The organism is Halobacillus sp. SY10 (genome assembly GCF_045401165.1).
GTDB lineage: Bacteria > Bacillota > Bacilli > Bacillales > Halobacillaceae > Halobacillus > Halobacillus aidingensis.
The window spans coordinates 2,158,911-2,178,290 of record NZ_CP174345.1; the positions used below are offsets into that span (position 1 = coordinate 2,158,911).

The following is a 19,380-nucleotide window of genomic DNA, read 5'->3' on the forward strand; positions in this document are numbered from 1 at the left end:
CCCCTCCGAAACGTTAGAATACTCTAGCATATGCCTTTTTTATGAACTGGTTTGGGCTCCTGTCTCTATGTTAGCTGGTGGTAACGACCAATCCACAGGATCCATCCCGTTGTTGCATAAAAAAGTATTCGCCTGAGAAAATGGCCGACTACCGAAAAAGCCTCTATGTGCGGCAAATGGACTGGGATGAGACGAAGTCAGCACCAGATGTTTTTCACGATTAATGAAAGAGCCTTTCTTTTGTGCATGTTTCCCCCACAAGAAGAATACAACCGGCATCTTTCTTTCATTCAATGTTTGAATGACTGCATCTGTGAATGTTTCCCATCCTAACCCTCTGTGAGAATTTGCATCCCCTTCCCTCACTGTTAATACATCGTTTAAAAGAAGCACCCCTTGTTCTGCCCAAGAATGGAGGGAGCCATGATCTGGTGGTTGAACACCCAGATCCTCCTTCAGTTCTTTGTAAATATTACGAAGGGATGGTGGGATACGGCTGCCGGGTCGGACTGAAAAACTAAGCCCATGAGCCTGGTTCTTTCCATGATAAGGATCTTGACCAAGAATCACTACCTTTGTTGACGAATAAGGTGTGTATCGTAGGGCTGCGAAAACATCATCATAGGCAGGATGGATGGAGTGGGTTTTATATTCCGTCTCTATAATACTCTGCAATTTTTTAAAATAATCTTTTGTAAACTCTTCGTTCAGGCGATCTGCCCAATCAGTGGCTAGTTGGATCATCTGAACACCTCCTTCATGAGCATTTCCCGCTGGAAAGTTCAGATATTTCCCGGGCAAGCGCAGAATATGACACGTATCTTTGTTTATTTGTTTATCATGAACAGAGAATTTGGGGACTACTGTTGAACATTGGCGCTTTTCAGACAAGACAATTCGGAGGGTAGGAAATATTCCTACCTTTATTGAAAGACAAATTCAACTTTCGATCCTTCCGGGCCGGCATCAATCTGCAATTTCGCAGGGATTTCCTCTTTCAATTGCTGCACGTGAGAAATAATACCGAGCATCCGATTGCCGTCCTGCAGACTTCTCAGGCAGCCAATCGCTTGTTCTAACGAAAGGTCATCCAGTGTCCCGAAACCTTCATCGATGAACAGTGTGTCCAACTGCACACCACCGGCGTGAGCCTGGACGACATCAGCCATTCCAAGAGCTAAACTTAAGGATGTTTTGAATCCTTCCCCGCCAGATAATGTCCTTACTGAACGCTGCTGCCCTGTATGATGATCGATCACCTCAAGATCAAGTCCACTTTGAGCCCCGCGCTTAGCGATAGAATCGCTCCGGATGAGTTGGTAACGGTGATCCGTCATCTGATCGAGGCGCAAATTGGCCTGTATGAGGATTTCATCCAAATAAGAAGCCAGCACATACCTCTCCAATGATAGGCGCAAATGATTGTCCCCGTTAGCAATCTGAGCTAACTCAGCGATATCATAATATTCCGCAGCCAATTCCCCTTGTTCTTCTACAAGCGTCCGGATATTTTCTCGTATGGATTCATTTTGTTGCAGAGACACGTTTAGATGATTAACAATTTCCCGTTGCTTGTTCAGTTTTTCCTGCATTTCTTCCAATTTCTCTTGAACGGCGTTTAATTCTGGCCTTTCTTTTTCTTTCAGCTTCTGGTTCAACTCTTCCAGCCGCTCATTGACGACGTGCACCCGTTGTTGGTACTGCTGGATTTCGTTGATCATTTGTTCCATCTTTTGAGGCGCTCGAATGGCGGATTGATATTCCTCGACCGATACAAAAGAAAATTGAACAAGCGTTTGATCAAATTCCGTTTTCCGTTGTTCTAGAGCCTTTTTTCCTTGATCCAAGTAGTTCTGTCCTTCTTCTACAGAAGTTTGGATCTTCTGCCATTCGTCCCGTTTTCTTTGATATAAGCTTTGGATATCTTTCCATTTCTTATCTGCATCTTTATATAAGTTTTCAAGCTTGGCCGCTTCTTCAACTAATTCACCAGGATGATCGGTCGTGGAAGACACGTTTTCTTTTAATGATTCCAACTCTGTTTTTCGCTTTGTTTGCTCCTGTTGTTGGTCATTGATGGTTTGCTGTAGCGCGTCTTTTTCTTTTTTTAGCGATTCCAAATGCTGATCCATCTGGTCTACTTTCTTCTCGATGGTTTGAATAGCTTCTATTTTTTCTTTAAGGTCGTTATATTCTTCTAGTATTTTTTTCATCTCATCAGAGCAGGTCTGTCTTTCTTCTTCAATTGAATCTTCGGAGAGTTCGTGTTCCACTTTTAAATCGCTCCAGATGCTTTCCGTCAATTGACGCTGTGCTTCTCCTTCAGATTTCACCTGGATCAACTCATCCTGTACCTTCTCGAAGGATCGTTCTGCTTCTTTATGACGCTCCCTAAGACGATCCACCTGTTCTTCACTCATCACCTCATCCGGTTTTCCTGCCAGATCAGGGTGTTCAGGTGAGCCGCACACAGGACACGGTGTGCCATCACTTAAATGTAAGGATAGGGTGTACGCATGATGTTTTCTAATATCATCCAGCGCTTTTTCATAAGTCTCTTTTATTGACTGTAACGTTTGTTTTTCTTCTTGATAGCCTTTAGAAATAGACTGATATTTTGTGCGTAGCTTGGCCAATTGGAACCACTCTTTGGATAAGCGTTCAACGGTTTCTTTTCTGATTTTCAAGTTCTGATAAGACTGCTTTTTCTCATAAGCCGCTTCTCTTAAAGACCTTTCGCCTTTCATTTTTTCTTTCATCAATTTCGTGTCTTCATGTATCTTTTGTTCCGTTTCCTTTAAATCTGAGAGGGAACGACGTTTCTTGTCCATATCCTTTTCGAGATCTTCTAGTCCTTGATTCTTTTTCAAAAACTCTTCCAAATGCTCTTTTTCTCTTGATTTTTGTTGCCAGGCTTCTTTTAACTTGTCACGATCTTCTTGTTGATCCGCTTCCTTTACATATTCTTCATGAATATCATGAAACTCTGATTTCACACGATTATATGTCTCTTCTCTCTCTTTTTGTGTCGAGCGAAGTTGATCAAGTTCTCTTTTTCGTTCTTCGTACTGCTTTTCATACGGACGGACCTCCGCTGCCTGTTTAGCACCAGCATACTCTTTCTCCAAACCTTTGATGGCAGTCGAATTTTCTTCGAGTTTCTGATGTTCAATGGACAACCTGTCCCTTTCTTCAAAAAGATCCAGGAGCTGCTTTGATTCGAAGTACTGGTTTTGCAAGGAATCTGTAGTTTGCTGAAGTTGATTTACATAGGCTTTTTCATCAGAAACCATTTGTTTCTGATGATCGATCCGTTCATTCAATCGTTCCCGGACTTTTGAGAGTTCCTCGTTTTCCAAATCAGCATCTGCCTCTTCGCCCCAAACGATTCTCTCTTTCTCCTGAGAAATTTTCCATTCAAATTGATTGATCTCCGATTCCAGTGCCTTCGACTGTTTTTTGAAGTAGTCGGTCACTTCTGCGAAAAACTCCGTTTTGAAAATGCGCTGTAAAATTTCTTCTCTTTCTTTACTGTTTTCAGAGATTAACTTTCGGAATTCTCCTTGTGGAATCATGATCATTTTCCGAAATTGTTCATAATCAAGACCGAGAATTTCTTCAATGTATTCATTCACTTCTTTGATTTTCGATGCTACCAGTTTCTCTTCTTCGTCTTGAATGATATAAAAATCGGCACGGGCAGGGTCTTCTTTCCACCCCTCACCACGCTCTTTTCTTTTCATTTGTTTTGGCATCCGCACAATGCGATACGTTTTACCTCTTAGTTCGAAAGTGAATTCTACATAGGTTGGCTCTCCTGAATCTGCGAAATGACTGCGCATCGAGTCCTGGTCTCGATCGCTGCCACTCGCACGTCCATAGAGGGCAAAGCACATCGCATCAAAAATCGTTGTTTTTCCTGCGCCTGTAGGACCGGTAATGAGGAAAATCGACTCTTCTCCTAAAGTTGTAAAATCAACCACCTGCTTATGACGATAAGGACCAAAAGCTGCCATCGTAAGAGTGAGTGCTTTCATCTTATCTCCCCCTCTCTTCTTTTCTCAGCTTATCTATGGCTTGTTCGATCAATTCTTTCCGTTCTAGCGGGATCCGTTCCCCTTTAATGTCTTCATAGAAAGAAGCGAAAAGATCGGCGTGTGAGAGTTTCTGACGCTTTTTGACTTCCTGCAGTTCTTCCATTTGCAGGTTCGTCTTTGACCTACGTCTTTCCAAGTGAAGAATATTCGGGTACACCTTTCGTAATTTGCCCATCGGATCCACAAGCTGACCATCATCTAAGAGGCGCACATGTAAGTAGTTTTCGGGATTTTCAGTGGCTTCTCCAGTAAGCAGGTCTTCAAAATAACCTTCAATGACTTGGAAATCTCTTAACGGCGTAAGTGGGATTTTTTCTAATACACAAGAACCTTCCCGATCCATATCAATCAGCGTCACAGATTTTGCATGATTGACTTCAGAAAACGAATATTTCAAAATCGATCCGCTGTACCTTATATAATCCTCCGTCACTCTCTGAGGCTGATGAAGGTGACCGAGGGCGACATAAGAAAAAGCTTTGAATAAACGGGCATCCACATAAGGACTCCCACCAATCATAGACAAGCGCTCTTCAGATTCCGATTCCATCCCCCCGGCTAAAAAAGAGTGGCCAATCCAAACATGACGATCATCCATGTTAAAGCGTTGCTCGATATCCCGGATCAGAACTTCTGCTGCCTGTTGATGAGTTTTAATAGCTTCATCTTCAAACGCATACGCCACTTCAGCAGGCTCTACATAAGGGATGAGATGAAAATGAACAGGTCCGTCTTGATCATACAACGTGACAGGTTCTCTCTCTTTTTGTAACTTCGTATCTAAGAAGAGCCCTTGTTTCCTGAACATTTGACTGCCGAAGTTCAACCGATCAGGACTGTCATGGTTACCCGAAATCGCAAGAACAGGAACCTGGTAGTCATTAACGAGAGTCGTCAACGTTTCATTCAGTAATTCCACCGCTTGTTTTGGTGGGATGGAACGATCGTAGAGATCCCCTGCAATAATGATGACATCCGGCTTTTCTCTTTGTACTATTTCAACGAATTGCTGAAGAATATAGCGTTGGTCTTCCGTCATATGTACATAGTTCACGATTTTTCCCAAATGCCAGTCAGCCGTGTGTAAAATTTTCATGGGTTCACCTCTCTTTTATTCTTCTTCTATTTTGTATTTCTCATATAATTGATCAAAAACGGATAAAGCAGAAGGAAATGGTGCATTCCACTCTAAATAGGAACTGATTTCATCATAAGATTTCGCCTGCTTTGGGAAGCTGTGGTCATCGAACATCCATTCAGCGAGTTGTTTTTCATCATTATTTTTCTTGTTCCCTCTGTATCTCATCATATAGTGGTAAAAAGATCTCATCGGTTTTGTTCCTCCTCGAATATTCCTACATTATTTTTATCATGTTCCGGCCTGTACAGCAAAAGATAATAGTGTAAAAACAGAAATCTAGACCTTCTTGAAAAAGTTAAAATAAATAGCCCAGAGATGTACATCTCTGGGCCACTCCAAGTGCCTCTTTATTCATTGAATATCTATTCATCAGATTCCATGAATTCCCGGTGATTTTTAAGCTTCTTACGATAGACAATCCTCGATAGGATGATGCTTACCTCATACAAGAGAATCAAAGGAACCGCAACCACCAATTGCAGGATGAAATCCGGTGGGGAAATGATGGTTCCGATAATGATCAAAATAAAATACGCATATTTTCGTACTTTCACCAGAAAGACGGGATTGACGATGCCAAGACTCGTTAAGAACATGATGATGATCGGGATTTCAAATAAAACAGCAAAAGGAATCGTTACCCTGAAAAGAAATCGAAAATACCGTTCAACTGTATAAATTTCATTGAACATTCCATTATTAAGTGACAAGAGAAACGGCAGAATCAGCTGAACAAATACGATGTAGCCAAACGTGAGACCCGCAAGGAACAATAAAAAGATCGCGGGCACGTAGGAAAGCGAAACCCTCCGCTCTTTCGGTGTTAAGGCGGGTTTAACGAATAACCATATTTGTAACGATAAAATGGGCAATGTTCCAACGATCGCTACAAGGCTTGCAATCGTAAAAATGATCCAAATGATTTCACCAGGACTCGTCATATTCAATTCAAACGGTAAATCTTTAATAAAAAATGTCTGTATTCTTTCAACATAGATAAAGCCTACAATGAAGAAAGTGATAAAAAAAGCTAACGTCCATAATACGCGTTTTCGCAACTCACTCAAGTGATCGGTGACATTCATTTCGATATCCTGAGTTATCTTTTGTTCTGACACTACATTCACCTCCAGGCTGATAGGAGCCTGACAAAAAGAAGATGTAAGGGAAAGCCCCTTACACCTTCTTTATTCATTTTATTCTTTGGTTTTCTTTTCTGTCTTACTGCTTTCATCATCAGACATAATGTCGCCTGTAGCTTTCTTGAATTCCTTAAGGGAACTACCGAACGCCTTCCCGATTTCAGGAAGTTTTGAAGGACCAAAAACGACAAGTGCGATGATTAAAATCAGAATGAGACCTGGTACACCAATGCTTGATAACATGGTCAATCACTCCATTAGTTATGTCTTAAGAAAATTATGCTTATGTTATTTATTCGTTTTTTCTTCACTAGAGTCACTTGTTAGATCACGAGCAGAGTTTTTAAATTCTTTCAACGTTTCTCCAGCAGCCTTCCCGATTTCAGGCAATTTCTTCGGGCCGAAAATGACTAACGCAATCGTCAAAATCAAAATCAGACCTGGTATTCCGATACTTGACAGCATGTCCATTCACCGCCTTCAACACGTACTTTAAATCTATTTTACAAGAGTAGACAAAGAAAAGAAACAACTTCACCTAAAATTTCTTACCATCTTTATCTTTCCTATCATATCATGCCCTGTATTCTATTGTCTCTACCTCTTCCACTTTTTAAACAAATCTCTTGCTAACGCGTATTCCCCTGGTGTGTTCATATTAAAAAAGTGCATGGAAAGTTTCTCGTGATCGATGCCTGGATAAGTAGTCAATTCTTTTGTCTTAATATTATCAAAAAGCCCTCGGACTTTCCTGCCGCCTTGAGATAGATAAGACTCCAGTTTGTCTAAAATCCGGATATGATACACTCCGGAGACAGGCTGAAATCGACCATCATAGACAGGAATCACCGCATCTACCGTTTCATCCGCCTCTTGAATCAAATGACGATAAACTTCTTCACTTACGAAAGGAGTATCACATGCAGCCAAGATAAACCATGTGGCCGGCTTTTCTTTCATAACCGCATGCAATCCAGCAAGGGGGCCAGCATCTTCGTAAATGTCCTCAACGACCGTGTAGGGGACGTTTTTTCGTGCATTCTGGTTCACTATGATGTTGTCGGTCACCTTTGAAAGAGTCGAAGCAATCAACTCCAATGAGGTTATAGAATCAAAAGTCAAAGAAGATTTAGCGGTCCCCATTCTTGTTGATCCTCCCCCATTGAGAATCACTCCACACAATTCCTTTTGTTTCATTAGGAGCTCTTCCGGTCGTAGGTACGGAAATAATAGTCATACGGGTTTTTTTCATCTTTCAGACCCTTCGTCTCAGAAACAAGGGTCCACTCGGCTTCGTCATACTCCGGAAAATAAGTGTCCCCCTCAAAGCTTGCATCGATATAAGTCAAATACATACGGTCCGCATAAGGAAGCATTTTTTCAAAAAGTACACTTCCACCGATCACGAACCATTCTTTATCCGGGTTATTCTTCTCCATTTGAAGAATTTCATCAATGGAATGGATCACTGTACATCCTTCACGATCATAATTCTCATTGCTTGTAATAACGATGTGCTCCCGCTCAGGAAGAGGTTGTGGAAAGGACTCAAATGTTTTCCTTCCCATAATGATTGTTTTTCCCCATGTGGTGTCCTTGAAAAATTTAAAGTCGTTCGGAATATGCCATGGTAAATCATTGTCTTTTCCAATCAATCTGTTTTTATCCATTGCAAATATGAATGAAATCATCCTTAACACCTCTTTTATTAAAATTTGCTTTATTAAACGCTGGTTTTATTTTTTGGTTATTAAAGTATATGACAGGATTAAGGAAGACTCGATTTCGAGACGTTTGTGAGATTCTAGGGGCTGCGGGAAAAGGTTCGCTTTCCATGGGGCGGGCGCTGAGCCTCCTCGGACTAGTCCTGTGGGGTCTCAGCTGTCTCGCACATCCCATAGGAGTCTTCACCGTTTCTCTTCGCCCCTTTACCATATGATGTTCTCGAAATCCCTTCTATAGTACCCTGCCTAGTTATGTTGTAAAGTCCTGTTTAAACCGTGTCGGTATAGGATTCTTAACTATTAAAGCTCCTGTTCCTGGAAGGTAGTTTCGAGAACTTCTTACAGCAAGGGGCTACGACTCCTGCGGGAAGTGAGTGCTTGGTGAGCCCCCGCAGGACGGCAGTCCGAGGAGGCTCATCGCGCTCCCGCGGAAAGCGAGTCATCCCCCGTAGCCCCAACCCGCTCATCAAAAGTCTCGAAACTGAGTCTTCACCTAAAGGAAGCTTATATTAAATTCGCGATAAATGACTTCATGTTAAACAGCTACTGGAGCTTTAATGCTTGGATGGGGATCGTAACCTTCGATGGTGATATCCTCCATATCGAAATCAAATATACTTTCTTTTTCCTTGTTCAAGGTTAAGGACGGCAATGTTCTAGGTTCTCTCGATAATTGTTCATGGATCTGATTCATATGGTTGCTGTATATATGAGCATCTCCAAGAGTGTGAATGAATTCACCGACTTCCAACCCACATTCATGGGCGATCAGGTGGGTTAACAGCGCATAGCTTGCAATATTGAACGGTACTCCTAAGAAAATGTCCCCGCTCCTTTGATACAACTGGCAGGATAACTTACCATCCGCGACATAAAACTGAAAAAGGATATGACAAGGTGGCAAAGCCATGTTTGAGGGAACATCCTCCGGGTTCCATGCGGTTACGATATGTCGTCTTGAGTCAGGGTTATTTTTGATGCTTTCTACCACATTTTGAAGCTGATCGATGGTTTCGCCTCTGCTTGTTTTCCATTCCCTCCATTGCTTTCCATAAACCGCGCCGAGGTCACCGAACTCTTTTGCGAAGGCATCGTCTTTTAGGATTTTCTCTTTGAATGTGTCCATCTGCTCTTTGTATTGTTTTTTGAACTCCTCATCCTTCTGGCTGCGGCGTCCAAAATCAGTCATGTCAGGGCCTTGATAGTCTTCACTCTCCACCCATTTTTGAAAGGCCCACTCGTTCCAAATGTTATTCTTATTTTCCAATAAATAGCGGATGTTCGTATCCCCTTTCATGAACCATAACAGTTCACTAGCAATCAGCTTGAAAGGAACACGCTTTGTGGTCATGAGCGGAAAACCTTCTTGAAGATCAAACCGCATCTGATGGCCAAAAACAGAAAGGGTACCGGTTCCTGTTCGGTCTCCTTTTGAGTTTCCTTCTTTCAACACGTGTTCACACATATTTAAATAAGCCTGTTCATTCTTTGACATGGCTGGTCTCCTCTCTGCATTCTTGTTCACGGTAGAACTCTTCTAAGTATTGAAGCATAAATTGATGACGTCTTTCCGCTTCTTGCTTTCCACTTTCGGTATGCATCAATTCTCTTAGTTTCAAAAGTTTTTCATAAAAATGGTCAATGGCATCCTTTTCCTCTTCCTTATATATCGGTTGATTGATGGTACCACCAAAAGCAAAGGCTCGTGCAATGCCGACCGCTCCGATGGCATCTAACCTGTCAGCATCTTGGAGGATTTTTCCGATTCTCGAATTCGGAACAGCTCCTTTTGAAAAAGATACCGTTCGGATCGCATCCGCAATCAGATCGACCTCTTTTTCTGAAAAACCGACATCCAAAAGGAGTTTATCCCTTTGAAGAATCGCCTGTGCCGGATTGGAGAACAATTTATGATCTCCTACATCATGAAGGAGGGCTGCCACTTCACATAAAAATGGATCATCACCCTCATTGACCGCGATGTATTTCGCCCATGCGGCCACGCGTTTCATGTGGATGTCATCGTGGCCACTCGTATCATCACGAAATAGATCATTAACGAAATGCCTAATTGTTTCCAGTGCTTCCCTTTTGTCCATGATATCCTCCTAAAAGTTGAAAAGGTCCATTTGTCGTGGATTAAGATCTTCATACTTGATATCCAGAAGCTCCTGCATTTGCTTAGCATTATCTGCGGCATCGCCACCTGAATTGTTGTTAAACAAAAGAGTGACCTCAGGTGTCATTTTTTCGAGCTTTAACGCCTGATCTTTCCACTCCTGCAATTCTTCCTCATTGTACCTATACAAAAAGCGGACGCTCCGCCAGTCTTTACGACCATTTTTGTTCCAGCCGTGAATATTTCGTCCATGAAAACGGACCAATGTCTTTTCAGGATGGGTAGGTACAAGAATGCGTGGTACAGAGCCTTCTCCTGCTTGTGGTTCGTCACATATGCTGTGAATCCATTGTTGATCTTTCATGAAAGATAACGTTTGTTCATAATAGGCAGGCTCAAACCACGTACGGTTTCTAAACTCCAGTGCCAGTGGGTAATCTTCCATCCACTCCCGGATATAACGAAGTTTCCTTATGTTCTCTTTTCGTACATCAAACCATGGCGGAAATTGAAATAATAAAGCGTACACTTGTCCGCTTTCCCATACGGGCTGGATCGATTCTTCATAACGCTTCATCAAATCCTTCGCTTCCTGAACCGTCCTTGATTCTCTGTCATGACCTGTCATCTGTTGAAATGCTTTAATGACAAATGAAAAGGACTCAGGCGTTTCCTTCAGCCATTTTTCATACCGGGAAACGGGTTGGATTGCATAAAAGGCTGTATCTACTTCCACCACAGGAAAGTGGGAAGCATAAGCAGATAGTTTCTCCTCAGGTCTTGTCCGGTCTGAATAAAGAGCGGGGTGGTCTCCCCATCCAGTCAAACCAATGCGTATTGTCACCTTTAATCCCCCTTACCTTCGATTAACCGTTTTTTACCTGTTTCATTTTCAAACCCATATATAAAAGGGTCGGCTTGAATGATTATAGCAGATCATTGCCGAGCCTTGTATCAGAATAAACCATGGATAATGCCCTTGTCATCTACATCCATCCGCAAAGCGGCAGGCTGTTTAGGCAACCCTGGCATGGTCATGACGTCCCCCGTTAAAGCGACAAGGAAACCGGCCCCTACCGATGGATAGATCTCTCTGACGGTTACCCTGAAATTTTGCGGACGGCCCAGCTTTTTAGGATCATCAGACAAGGAATATTGAGTTTTAGCCATACAAACAGGCAGATCTCCAAATCCGAGTTCTTTCAGTTGCCGAATCTGTTTCTCAGCTTTTGATGAAAAATCAACACCTTCAGCTCCATATACGTTCGTCGCAATTTTACCGATTTTTTCTTCGATCGAATCTTCCAATTCGTAAATATATTTCATAGGAGCGGTTTTCTTCTCACAAGCACCCATCACTTTTTCTGCCAGGTCCAAACCACCTTTGCCACCTTCGGCAAAGACGTTTGTAAGAGATACCTCCACCCCTTGTTCTTCACACCATTGAGTAAGAAACTCGATTTCCCGATCTGTATCTGAAGGGAATTGGTTGATCGCCACAACAAAAGGAAGTCCATACTGGTGGATGGTTTCCATGTGCTTTTTCAAATTTCCGATCCCATCCTTTAAAGCTTTCACGTTTTCACTCTCAAGCAACCCTTTCTCCATACCTCCATGCATTTTCAAGGCCCTTATCGTAGCTACAATAACAACTGCATCAGGTTCAAGATCGCCTGCTCTCGTTTTAATATCCAAAAACTTCTCTGCTCCAAGGTCAGCTCCGAAACCAGCTTCTGTTACCACATAATCTCCAAGTTTTGCAGCTAAGTTTGTGGCCATCACACTGTTACATCCGTGGGCAATATTCGCAAATGGTCCTCCATGAATAATGGCTGGTGTATTCTCAAGGGTCTGGACAAGGTTTGGTTTGATCGCATCCTTCAAAAGAAGTGTCAAAGCCCCTTCCACTCCTAGTTGTTTGACTTGAACTGGCTTTTTGTCATAGGTGTATCCAATGACAATTTCAGCAAGTCTTTGCTTCATATCAGTAAGATCTTTCGCTAAACAAAGAATGGCCATAATTTCTGAAGCAACAGTGATGTTGAAACCATCTTCTCTCGGAACTCCTTTCACAGGGCCACCAAGACCGACAATAACTTCCCTTAAAGCTCTGTCATTTAAATCCATCACACGCTTCCATGAAATTCTTCGGGGATCGATGTTGAGTTCATTTCCTTGATGAATATGATTATCGATAAAAGCAGAAAGTGCGTTGTTCGCTGATGTAATGGCATGGATATCCCCGGTGAAGTGCAGATTGATTTCCTGCATCGGTACAACTTGGGAGTATCCTCCTCCCGCTGCCCCACCCTTAATTCCCATTGTGGGTCCAAGGGAAGGCTCTCTCAGTGCGATCACAGCACGTTGATTCAGCCTGTTCAAGGCTTGTCCCAATCCGACCGTTACCGTGGATTTCCCTTCTCCAGCAGGTGTCGGGTTAATCGATGTCGTTAAGATGATTTTCCCCTTTTTTCGATCCGAAAGTTTATTCAACAGTTGGTCCGACAATTTAGCCTTATAATGTCCATAAGGTTCCCAGTCTTCCTCTGATAAGTTCAACTGTGCAGCTATCTGATGGATTGGTTTCATATTAGCTTCCAAAGCAATTTCTATATCGGATTTCATTGAAGATCTTTCCTTTCCTTATGTATCTTCTATCATTGTACCTGACTCTCGTTATGAGTTATAGTATCCCATCCTGGGAAGCGGTTACAAGTTGTTGAAATTTATTAGAGTCAGAATGTTGACGCTCCTTTTTTCATACGATATATTTGAGGTAAGCAAATAACACGATCGGAACATAAATGACAGGTAACTCCTCATAGAAGTGCTTCGGAATTTATTGTTCCGACCTTCTATGAGGTTTTTTTTCGATCTGATATTTGTAATTTCCACGTTTTACGTGCAAGATTTAGGAGGAACAAATCATGCAAAATGGTACAGTCAAATGGTTCAACGCAGAAAAAGGTTACGGTTTCATTCAAGTTGAGGGTGGAAACGACGTATTCGTACACTTCTCTGCTATTCAGGAAGAAGGCTTCAAATCTCTAGAAGAAGGTCAAGCAGTTACTTTCGAAATCGTAGAAGGCGACCGCGGCCCACAAGCTGCGAACGTTGTGAAAGAATAGATGTTCCATCAAAAGCAATCTCCCCGGAGATTGCTTTTTCTTTACCCTCTAACGACCAACAACCCACATAACTCCCCCACTCCATATTCAATATTAGCTCCCGATTGTGGAAGACTCAGCTTCGAGATAATCAGGGGCCGTATGCCATATTTGGAGTCAGGGGTGGTTGGGAAGCAACTCGTCTACCAGGGCGATTCCGTATTTGAACACTTTCCTGTGGGGGAGCGCCGAGCTTCCTCGGACTGCGTCCTGCGGGATCTCGCCTATCTCCTTCTCCCACGGCATTCGATGTAGAGAGAAACAAACCCCAATACCAAGATGGGATGACTTCCACTATCCTCTTTGTTACAAATAAAAAGCTCTCTATATCAAGCTTTCACGCTCGGAATATATGCTATATAGAGGTTTATATTTACTCCTTACCTTCAGCATAAAAGTTGATTATTCCAGAAGTGGTTTTCGAGACACTCATAAAGTAAAGGGGCGGAGGGAAAAGGTGAGACTCCTGTGGGAAGTGCGTGGTAGATGAGACCCCGCAGAGCGTTAGCTCGAGGAGGCTCATCACTCGCCCACGGAAAGCGAACATTTTCCCGGAGCCCCCTAGACTCCCACAAAAGTCTCGAAATCAAGTCTTACACAATACTGCCATATTATTGAATAAGGGCAATGGTGCTTGTCAAATGGCTCGTACCATCGTATAATGGATCGCTGTTGGTTCTATTTACCCGCGGTTCGGGAACTCCCGCGATACCAAAACTAAGGAGGAAATACGATGAGTAACGAAGTCCTTTGGATATTATTTGCACTAATTAATTTCGCATTACTAATTGGAGTTTATCGATTGTTCGGAAAACCTGGCTTATTTGTGTGGATCGGAATGTCCACCGTCCTTGCCAATATCCAAGTAGTCAAAACAGTAGAGATGTTCGGCTTAAATGCCACTCTAGGAAATATTGTCTATGGAACAGCCTTTCTAGCTACCGATATCCTTAACGAGAAATACGGAAAAAAAGAGGCGAGAAAAGCTGTGTGGATGGGTTTTTCCACATTAATCATAATGACAATCATTATGCAGTTCGCCATTCTTTTCAATCCTGGCGAAAACGATATCGCTCAACCAGCGTTGCAGGCTTTATTTGGTCTTGTTCCAAGAATTGCACTTGGCAGCATGCTTGCTTATATCGTAAGCCAATATTTTGATGTATGGTTATATGCCAAACTGAAAAAGCTCTTCCCGTCTGATCGTGCGCTTTGGATCAGGAACAATGGAAGTACGATGATCAGTCAATTGTTAGATACGAGCATTTTTTGTTTCATCGCTTTTTTCGGTTTGTATCCTTTCGAGGTTTGGCTTGAGATTTTCATAACAACCTATATCATCAAGTTCATTGTGGCAGCTTTGGATACACCATTCTTTTATATGGCCAAAAAAATGCCGCATTCTGAATGAGGAGGTCATGTGCCATGTTAGAAGTGTACACAGACGCTGCCTGCAGTGGAGAACCTGGGCCAAGTGCTGCAGGAGTGGTCATTAAACAAAATCAAAAAACGGAAGAGTATCAATTTCACTTAGGGACTTGGACGAATCATGAAGCGGAGTTCCTCGCAATCATCCATGCTTTGCAAATTTGTAAGGAGAAGTATCCCGGAGAAATCATTTCGATCAGGTCTGATTCAAAAATCGCCGTAGATACCATGGATAAGCGATATACAAAGAATGAGAAATTCCTTCCCTTGCTTGAAAAGATTATGAACCTTGAAGAAAACTTTTCCTATGTTTTTTATAAATGGATTCCTGACAAACAAAACAAAAATGCAGACCGCCTTGCCAGAGAGTGTCTGCAGACGAAACAAAACCCAGATCAGCAGTGATCTGGGTTCTTTTATTTGTGTGTGGTCCTTGCAATGGAAAGCTGTTCTTCGATGGATTCATAAGCCTTTCTTTTACTAGTAATGGATGGATTCGAAATAAGTTCTAAAATGCTAATGAAGAAACTGGGGTCAAAGGACTGTTGAATTTTCAAAGTCATGTTTACAGCTACAATGGTTTTCCATTCAGGAGCATTAGAAGAGTTATTCCCAAAATAAATAAATTGTACATCCTCATCACTCAATTTAAACCCCTTACTCCAAAGATCTTCTAAGAAGTAAGCTAACGTGTTTCTATCCATAATACTCTCCTAACCTTATCCGTCATCGGTCTGTATTTTCGACATTTTTCTATATCATAACAAAAAATTCGAAGTTATCGGCTGTTCGACCTGAATTTTTCACGATTTTTTCATTCCCTTTTCAAGAATTTCAACCATAAGAAAAGCCAGGTGCATTCACCTGGCCGAAAGGGTCCGTTCATATCTTTTTTTGTGGTAGAAATGAGAACTTTGGTTTTTCATTCTGAAGACATTCATCACGGTTTGAGCAGGGACGCTTCCCAACTTAGCTAATACGAAAATCATCAAACTACTGTAAACGGCGACTGTTAACATTATGAAAACCACCATTTTTGTTCTCACCTTTCTAATTGAAAATGAATTTCATTTCTAATTAGAATCTTAACAGACACTCAAGAAATGAGCAATGTTTTTTGCACATTTACATTCGTTCCTGTAATGCCCTTTCCTCGGCAGGAATTCTCACCGTGAGGACAAGCAAGTGTAGGAATGGGAAAATCAGTGCCGTTAAATAAGCATGAAACAACACAGGGATGACCATCAATTCAAAAAAAACGATTACATAATTCGGGTGTTTCACAAACCGGTAGATCCCCTTTCGAATGGGCTCTTCATCCGGTAATACGAGAACTCTCGTATTCCACCGTTTTCCTAAAGTTCGAATGCAAGCGATTCTAAGAATCTGTAACACGAAGAACCCGATGAGCGCGATATAAAAAAATGGTTGCTGAACATATGGCGTCCAAACGAACTCCGCAATGACACATACAAAAAATGAGCTGTGTAAAAGAATGAACAAGAAATAGTGACCTTGCCCCCACTCCTTTGCACCTCTTTCCACCATCCACTTACGATTCCGATTAGCCAGGGCAAGTTCGCCTAACCGCTGAAATATTAAAAAAGCTAAGATCATCCATAAAAAAATCTCCATTCTATTCCCACTCCAAACTGACAATTTCTGAACTAAATCCAGGTCCGAGAGAAGTCATGATCGATTTCGTCCCTTTTTCATGTTTCGTCTTTAAGACTTCATGCAGCACAAAATGTACCGTTGGGGAGGACATATTCCCATGAGCGGATAACACCTTTCTCGGAATAGTTAAAGCCTCCTCATTCAAATCAAATACTTCCTCGTAGGCTTCCAACACTTTTCTACCGCCGGGATGAGCAACAATGAAAGGCAGGTCTTTAACGAGCCATCCATTGTTGTGTACGACTTGTTCCGCATGTACACTCCAAAATTCCTTGACTAACCGGGGGATACTTTTATTAAAAATAACTTCAAAACCTGTATCCACAACCCTCCACCCCATCACATCTGTACTGTGAGCTTTTGTTCTGGAACTGGAATTGATAATTCTGGGAAGAGGATGCTTTTTTTTCTTCAATAAGGGGGATTGGTCCCCCGCTACTAAAACAGCGGAAGCTCCGTCCCCAAATAAAGCAGTACCTACGAAATTGCTCACTCTGGCATCCTCCGCCTGAAAGGTCAAGCTGCAAAGTTCTGCACAAATAACAAGAACATTCTGATCCGGATGGCCGAGCAGCCATTCATAAGCTTTAGCGACACCGCTTGTTCCTCCTGCACATCCAAGCCCAAACAAAGGCGTTCGTTTCGTATCCTCCCTGAAACCGAGTTCATTCATAATATAAGCATCGAGAGTAGGGGTGGAAATGCCAGTGGAAGAAACAAAAATGAGATGATCGATATCTGCTGTAGAAAATTCCTTCTCTCCCGTTAGGTTCTTTAAACAAGAAGCGACCGCTTGTAAACTGTAGGCTAATGCTTTCGTATGGTATAAATGGTTCCTCTCTTCTAATCCATGATTTTCTTTAAACCACTCTAATGGAGCAGCGAATTGCCGCTTTTCAATATTTGCGTGTTCAAAAATCGGCATCAACCTTTTTTTCTCGTGATCTTTTAGAGGAAACAATTCATAAACGAGCTCTTGAACATCGGATTGATTACAGGAATAGTCAGCACATTGAACGCCTGAAGATAGTATGTATGGCATTTTCATCCTCCTTTTTTTTACTATGTACAAAAAAGAGGAAATTATGTCTGTAAATGGCGTCTTTCGCGGCACGATGATCCTATGTCAAATCAATCTATTTTGGAGAGGATTCGGAGATCTTTAAAACAGTCTATTACTGCCTGACTCAATTCTAAGCATGAACTGTCCATTGATATCACTACACCGACGGTCATTGTAAGAAAAAGATAGGTGGAAGATTTCAGTAAAGGATTTCTGATCCGTTTGAGCATTGAACAGGAACATCAACTTTTTTTGATTTTAATGATTGAAGAAAAACCATGGATGACATAGCAAAAGCGCCATTTTCTTATGGCGCTTTTGCTATGTCACTCTATGGAGCTCACACCCAGGTAAGTAATGGGTTCGATTAAAATCCGTAAATGGTCATACCTCCGTCAACAAACAACGTCTGACCTGTCATATAATTTCCAGCGTCTGAAGCTAAGAATACAGCGGCACCGCTCAATTCCTCTAATTTACCAATCCTTTTCAGTGGTGTTCGTTCAAGAATTTCCTGGACATAGGATTCATCCTGAAGGAGTCTTTCTGTGAGCGAGGTTGGAAAATACCAGGGGCCGATCGCATTGACATTGATATTATATTTCCCCCATTCAAGGGCCAGGTTTTTCGTCATTTGGATAAGCGCGCTTTTCGTCATGGCATAAACGACTCCCGTACGTAAAGCTGTATGGCCCCCGACAGAAGAGATGTTAATAATTTTCCCCTTCTTAGAGGATTTCATCACTTGACCTGCATATTGAGACAGAAAGAAAGCACTGCGCATATTCGTCGATATAATCTGGTCCCATTCTTCCTCTGTTACCCTTTCTGCTTCACTTCTGATATTCATCCCTGCATTATTGACCCATATGTCAAGATCCCGCCCATCACGAACGTTCTCAACCTCCTGGGTGATCTCCTTATAATCGTTAATATCCTTACAGATGATTGACGCCTGTTGTCCAAGCTCTTCCACTTCTTTTTTTGTCTGTTCAAGGTCTTTCAAGTTTCTGGCGATCACAATCACATCCGCACCAGATTCTGCAAAAGCGAGAGTGATGGCCTTACCAATTCCTTTCGTTCCTCCTGTAATCACAGCAAGTTTTTTTTCTAATCTAAAGTCTGGTAAGTACATTGCAATAGCCTCCATCAATAGTATTGAATTTTCAGTATAGTATAACATTTTTGCAATTTCTTTACATAAGGGAAAGCCTGACATAGAATGAAAATCGTCAATAGAAAAAAGGGGGTTGTCTGTATGAAAAAATGGTTGTTAGCTTTAGGCCTTTCCGGAGCACTTGTTTTAGCAGGATGTAACAATGACACGGAAGAAGGCACAAACGCAGACACAGAAAACCAGACAGAAGACACGACAGAAAATCAGGAAAATGATGAACAAAAGGTGAAGAAAGAATTGCTAAGTGCTCAAATTGCTCTGACGAACACTTTCAAACCATACCAACAGAAAATTTCTGCTTATAAAGCAGCAGTCTCAGCAGAAGAACCTGATCCAGAAGCGATCCAATCTGCAGCTGAAGAAGCTAAGACAGCAGCAAGCGAAGCTTCTTCCATGGTCGACAATTATACAGTTGAAGCTGATCTACCTGAAGATGTCATGACAAAATTCGAAGAAACACTCCCTTCCCTTCAAGCCTATTATGAAGGTGTGGAGAAAGCATTAAATGAAAACATGGAAAATGCAGACTTCACGGCAGCGGAAGAGAAATTCACAGAATTCAACGATCAATTCAATGAAATCCTTAAAGAAGCTGGCTTCCCAGCAACTCCAGATCTGATGGAAGAAATGTCTTAAATAACAGAA

21 protein-coding genes are annotated in these 19,380 nt (G+C 41.9%); 4 read left to right on the forward strand and 17 right to left on the reverse strand.

Features of this window, described 5'->3' with window-relative positions; all coding sequences use genetic code 11:
• Positions 1-39 precede the first annotated feature (39 nt).
• From ACJA3J_RS11000 to ACJA3J_RS11060, 13 genes are all read right to left on the reverse strand, one after another.
• Positions 40-744: a uracil-DNA glycosylase gene (locus ACJA3J_RS11000; protein WP_406944025.1), complete on the reverse strand. Its 705-nt coding sequence runs from the start codon at positions 742-744 to the stop codon at positions 40-42.
• Positions 745-923: 179 nt separating this feature from the next.
• Positions 924-4,037, reverse strand: a complete 3,114-nt coding sequence (locus ACJA3J_RS11005) for an AAA family ATPase (RefSeq protein ID WP_406944026.1) — start codon at positions 4,035-4,037, stop codon at positions 924-926.
• A gap of 1 nt (position 4,038) precedes the next feature.
• On the reverse strand, positions 4,039-5,193 hold the full coding sequence (locus ACJA3J_RS11010) for an exonuclease SbcCD subunit D (RefSeq protein ID WP_406944027.1): 1,155 nt from the start codon (positions 5,191-5,193) through the stop codon (positions 4,039-4,041).
• 15 nt (positions 5,194-5,208) lie between these two features.
• On the reverse strand, positions 5,209-5,427 hold the full coding sequence (locus tag ACJA3J_RS11015; protein ID WP_089652524.1) for a YozE family protein: 219 nt from the start codon (positions 5,425-5,427) through the stop codon (positions 5,209-5,211).
• A 173-nt stretch (positions 5,428-5,600) separates the two neighbouring features.
• Positions 5,601-6,323, reverse strand: coding sequence for a twin-arginine translocase subunit TatC (gene tatC / locus ACJA3J_RS11020; RefSeq protein WP_406946291.1), 723 nt, complete (start codon positions 6,321-6,323; stop codon positions 5,601-5,603).
• Between the two features lie 111 nt (positions 6,324-6,434).
• A complete protein-coding gene (tatA, locus tag ACJA3J_RS11025) occupies positions 6,435-6,623 on the reverse strand; it encodes a twin-arginine translocase TatA/TatE family subunit (protein ID WP_089652525.1) in 189 nt (62 codons plus the stop codon).
• A gap of 45 nt (positions 6,624-6,668) precedes the next feature.
• Positions 6,669-6,845 carry a twin-arginine translocase TatA/TatE family subunit gene (locus tag ACJA3J_RS11030; RefSeq protein WP_089652603.1) on the reverse strand — a complete coding sequence of 59 codons (177 nt, stop codon included), beginning with the start codon at positions 6,843-6,845 and terminating at the stop codon, positions 6,669-6,671.
• A 132-nt stretch (positions 6,846-6,977) separates the two neighbouring features.
• Positions 6,978-7,577 (reverse strand): molybdenum cofactor guanylyltransferase, encoded by a 600-nt coding sequence (locus tag ACJA3J_RS11035; protein WP_089652526.1) that lies wholly within the window; start codon positions 7,575-7,577, stop codon positions 6,978-6,980.
• Positions 7,577-8,071 carry a dihydrofolate reductase gene (locus tag ACJA3J_RS11040; protein ID WP_089652527.1) on the reverse strand — a complete coding sequence of 165 codons (495 nt, stop codon included), beginning with the start codon at positions 8,069-8,071 and terminating at the stop codon, positions 7,577-7,579. The genes ACJA3J_RS11035 and ACJA3J_RS11040 overlap by 1 nt, the downstream gene beginning before the upstream one ends.
• A 568-nt stretch (positions 8,072-8,639) precedes the next feature.
• On the reverse strand, positions 8,640-9,599 hold the full coding sequence (locus tag ACJA3J_RS11045; protein WP_406944028.1) for a thymidylate synthase: 960 nt from the start codon (positions 9,597-9,599) through the stop codon (positions 8,640-8,642).
• Positions 9,586-10,203 (reverse strand): HD domain-containing protein, encoded by a 618-nt coding sequence (locus ACJA3J_RS11050; RefSeq protein WP_406944029.1) that lies wholly within the window; start codon positions 10,201-10,203, stop codon positions 9,586-9,588. Before ACJA3J_RS11050 ends, ACJA3J_RS11045 begins: the two co-directional genes overlap by 14 nt.
• A gap of 9 nt (positions 10,204-10,212) precedes the next feature.
• On the reverse strand, positions 10,213-11,067 hold the full coding sequence (locus ACJA3J_RS11055) for a DUF72 domain-containing protein (RefSeq protein WP_089652530.1): 855 nt from the start codon (positions 11,065-11,067) through the stop codon (positions 10,213-10,215).
• Positions 11,068-11,177: 110 nt separating this feature from the next.
• Entirely contained in the window at positions 11,178-12,848 is a 1,671-nt protein-coding gene (locus tag ACJA3J_RS11060; protein WP_406944030.1) for a formate--tetrahydrofolate ligase, read from the reverse strand.
• A gap of 302 nt (positions 12,849-13,150) precedes the next feature.
• Here ACJA3J_RS11060 and ACJA3J_RS11065 point away from each other — a divergent pair, with 302 nt between their 5' ends.
• The 3 genes from ACJA3J_RS11065 to ACJA3J_RS11075 all read left to right on the forward strand — a co-directional run bounded on the left by ACJA3J_RS11065 (position 13,151) and on the right by ACJA3J_RS11075 (position 15,223).
• Positions 13,151-13,351, forward strand: a complete 201-nt coding sequence (locus ACJA3J_RS11065) for a cold-shock protein (protein ID WP_035504999.1) — start codon at positions 13,151-13,153, stop codon at positions 13,349-13,351.
• Between the two features lie 772 nt (positions 13,352-14,123).
• A complete protein-coding gene (locus ACJA3J_RS11070; RefSeq protein ID WP_089652532.1) occupies positions 14,124-14,801 on the forward strand; it encodes a queuosine precursor transporter in 678 nt (225 codons plus the stop codon).
• 14 nt (positions 14,802-14,815) lie between these two features.
• Complete coding sequence (locus ACJA3J_RS11075) at positions 14,816-15,223, forward strand: ribonuclease HI family protein (RefSeq protein ID WP_406944031.1); 408 nt, start codon at positions 14,816-14,818, stop codon at positions 15,221-15,223.
• An 11-nt stretch (positions 15,224-15,234) separates the two neighbouring features.
• Here the strand turns inward: ACJA3J_RS11075 and ACJA3J_RS11080 are convergent, their stop codons facing one another.
• The 4 genes from ACJA3J_RS11080 to ACJA3J_RS11095 all read right to left on the reverse strand — a co-directional run bounded on the left by ACJA3J_RS11080 (position 15,235) and on the right by ACJA3J_RS11095 (position 18,693).
• The gene (locus ACJA3J_RS11080) at positions 15,235-15,522 is read right to left on the reverse strand and encodes a DUF6123 family protein (protein ID WP_089652534.1); all 288 of its coding nucleotides are present in this window, start codon (positions 15,520-15,522) and stop codon (positions 15,235-15,237) included.
• A gap of 421 nt (positions 15,523-15,943) precedes the next feature.
• Complete coding sequence (locus ACJA3J_RS11085) at positions 15,944-16,453, reverse strand: isoprenylcysteine carboxyl methyltransferase family protein (protein ID WP_406944032.1); 510 nt, start codon at positions 16,451-16,453, stop codon at positions 15,944-15,946.
• A 1-nt stretch (position 16,454) separates the two neighbouring features.
• Positions 16,455-17,537: a type III polyketide synthase gene (locus tag ACJA3J_RS11090; protein WP_406944033.1), complete on the reverse strand. Its 1,083-nt coding sequence runs from the start codon at positions 17,535-17,537 to the stop codon at positions 16,455-16,457.
• A 388-nt stretch (positions 17,538-17,925) separates the two neighbouring features.
• A complete protein-coding gene (locus ACJA3J_RS11095; RefSeq protein ID WP_406944034.1) occupies positions 17,926-18,693 on the reverse strand; it encodes an SDR family NAD(P)-dependent oxidoreductase in 768 nt (255 codons plus the stop codon).
• 123 nt (positions 18,694-18,816) lie between these two features.
• Between ACJA3J_RS11095 and ACJA3J_RS11100 the strand changes: the two genes are divergently transcribed.
• A complete protein-coding gene (locus tag ACJA3J_RS11100) occupies positions 18,817-19,371 on the forward strand; it encodes a hypothetical protein (RefSeq protein WP_406944035.1) in 555 nt (184 codons plus the stop codon).
• Positions 19,372-19,380 lie beyond the last annotated feature (9 nt).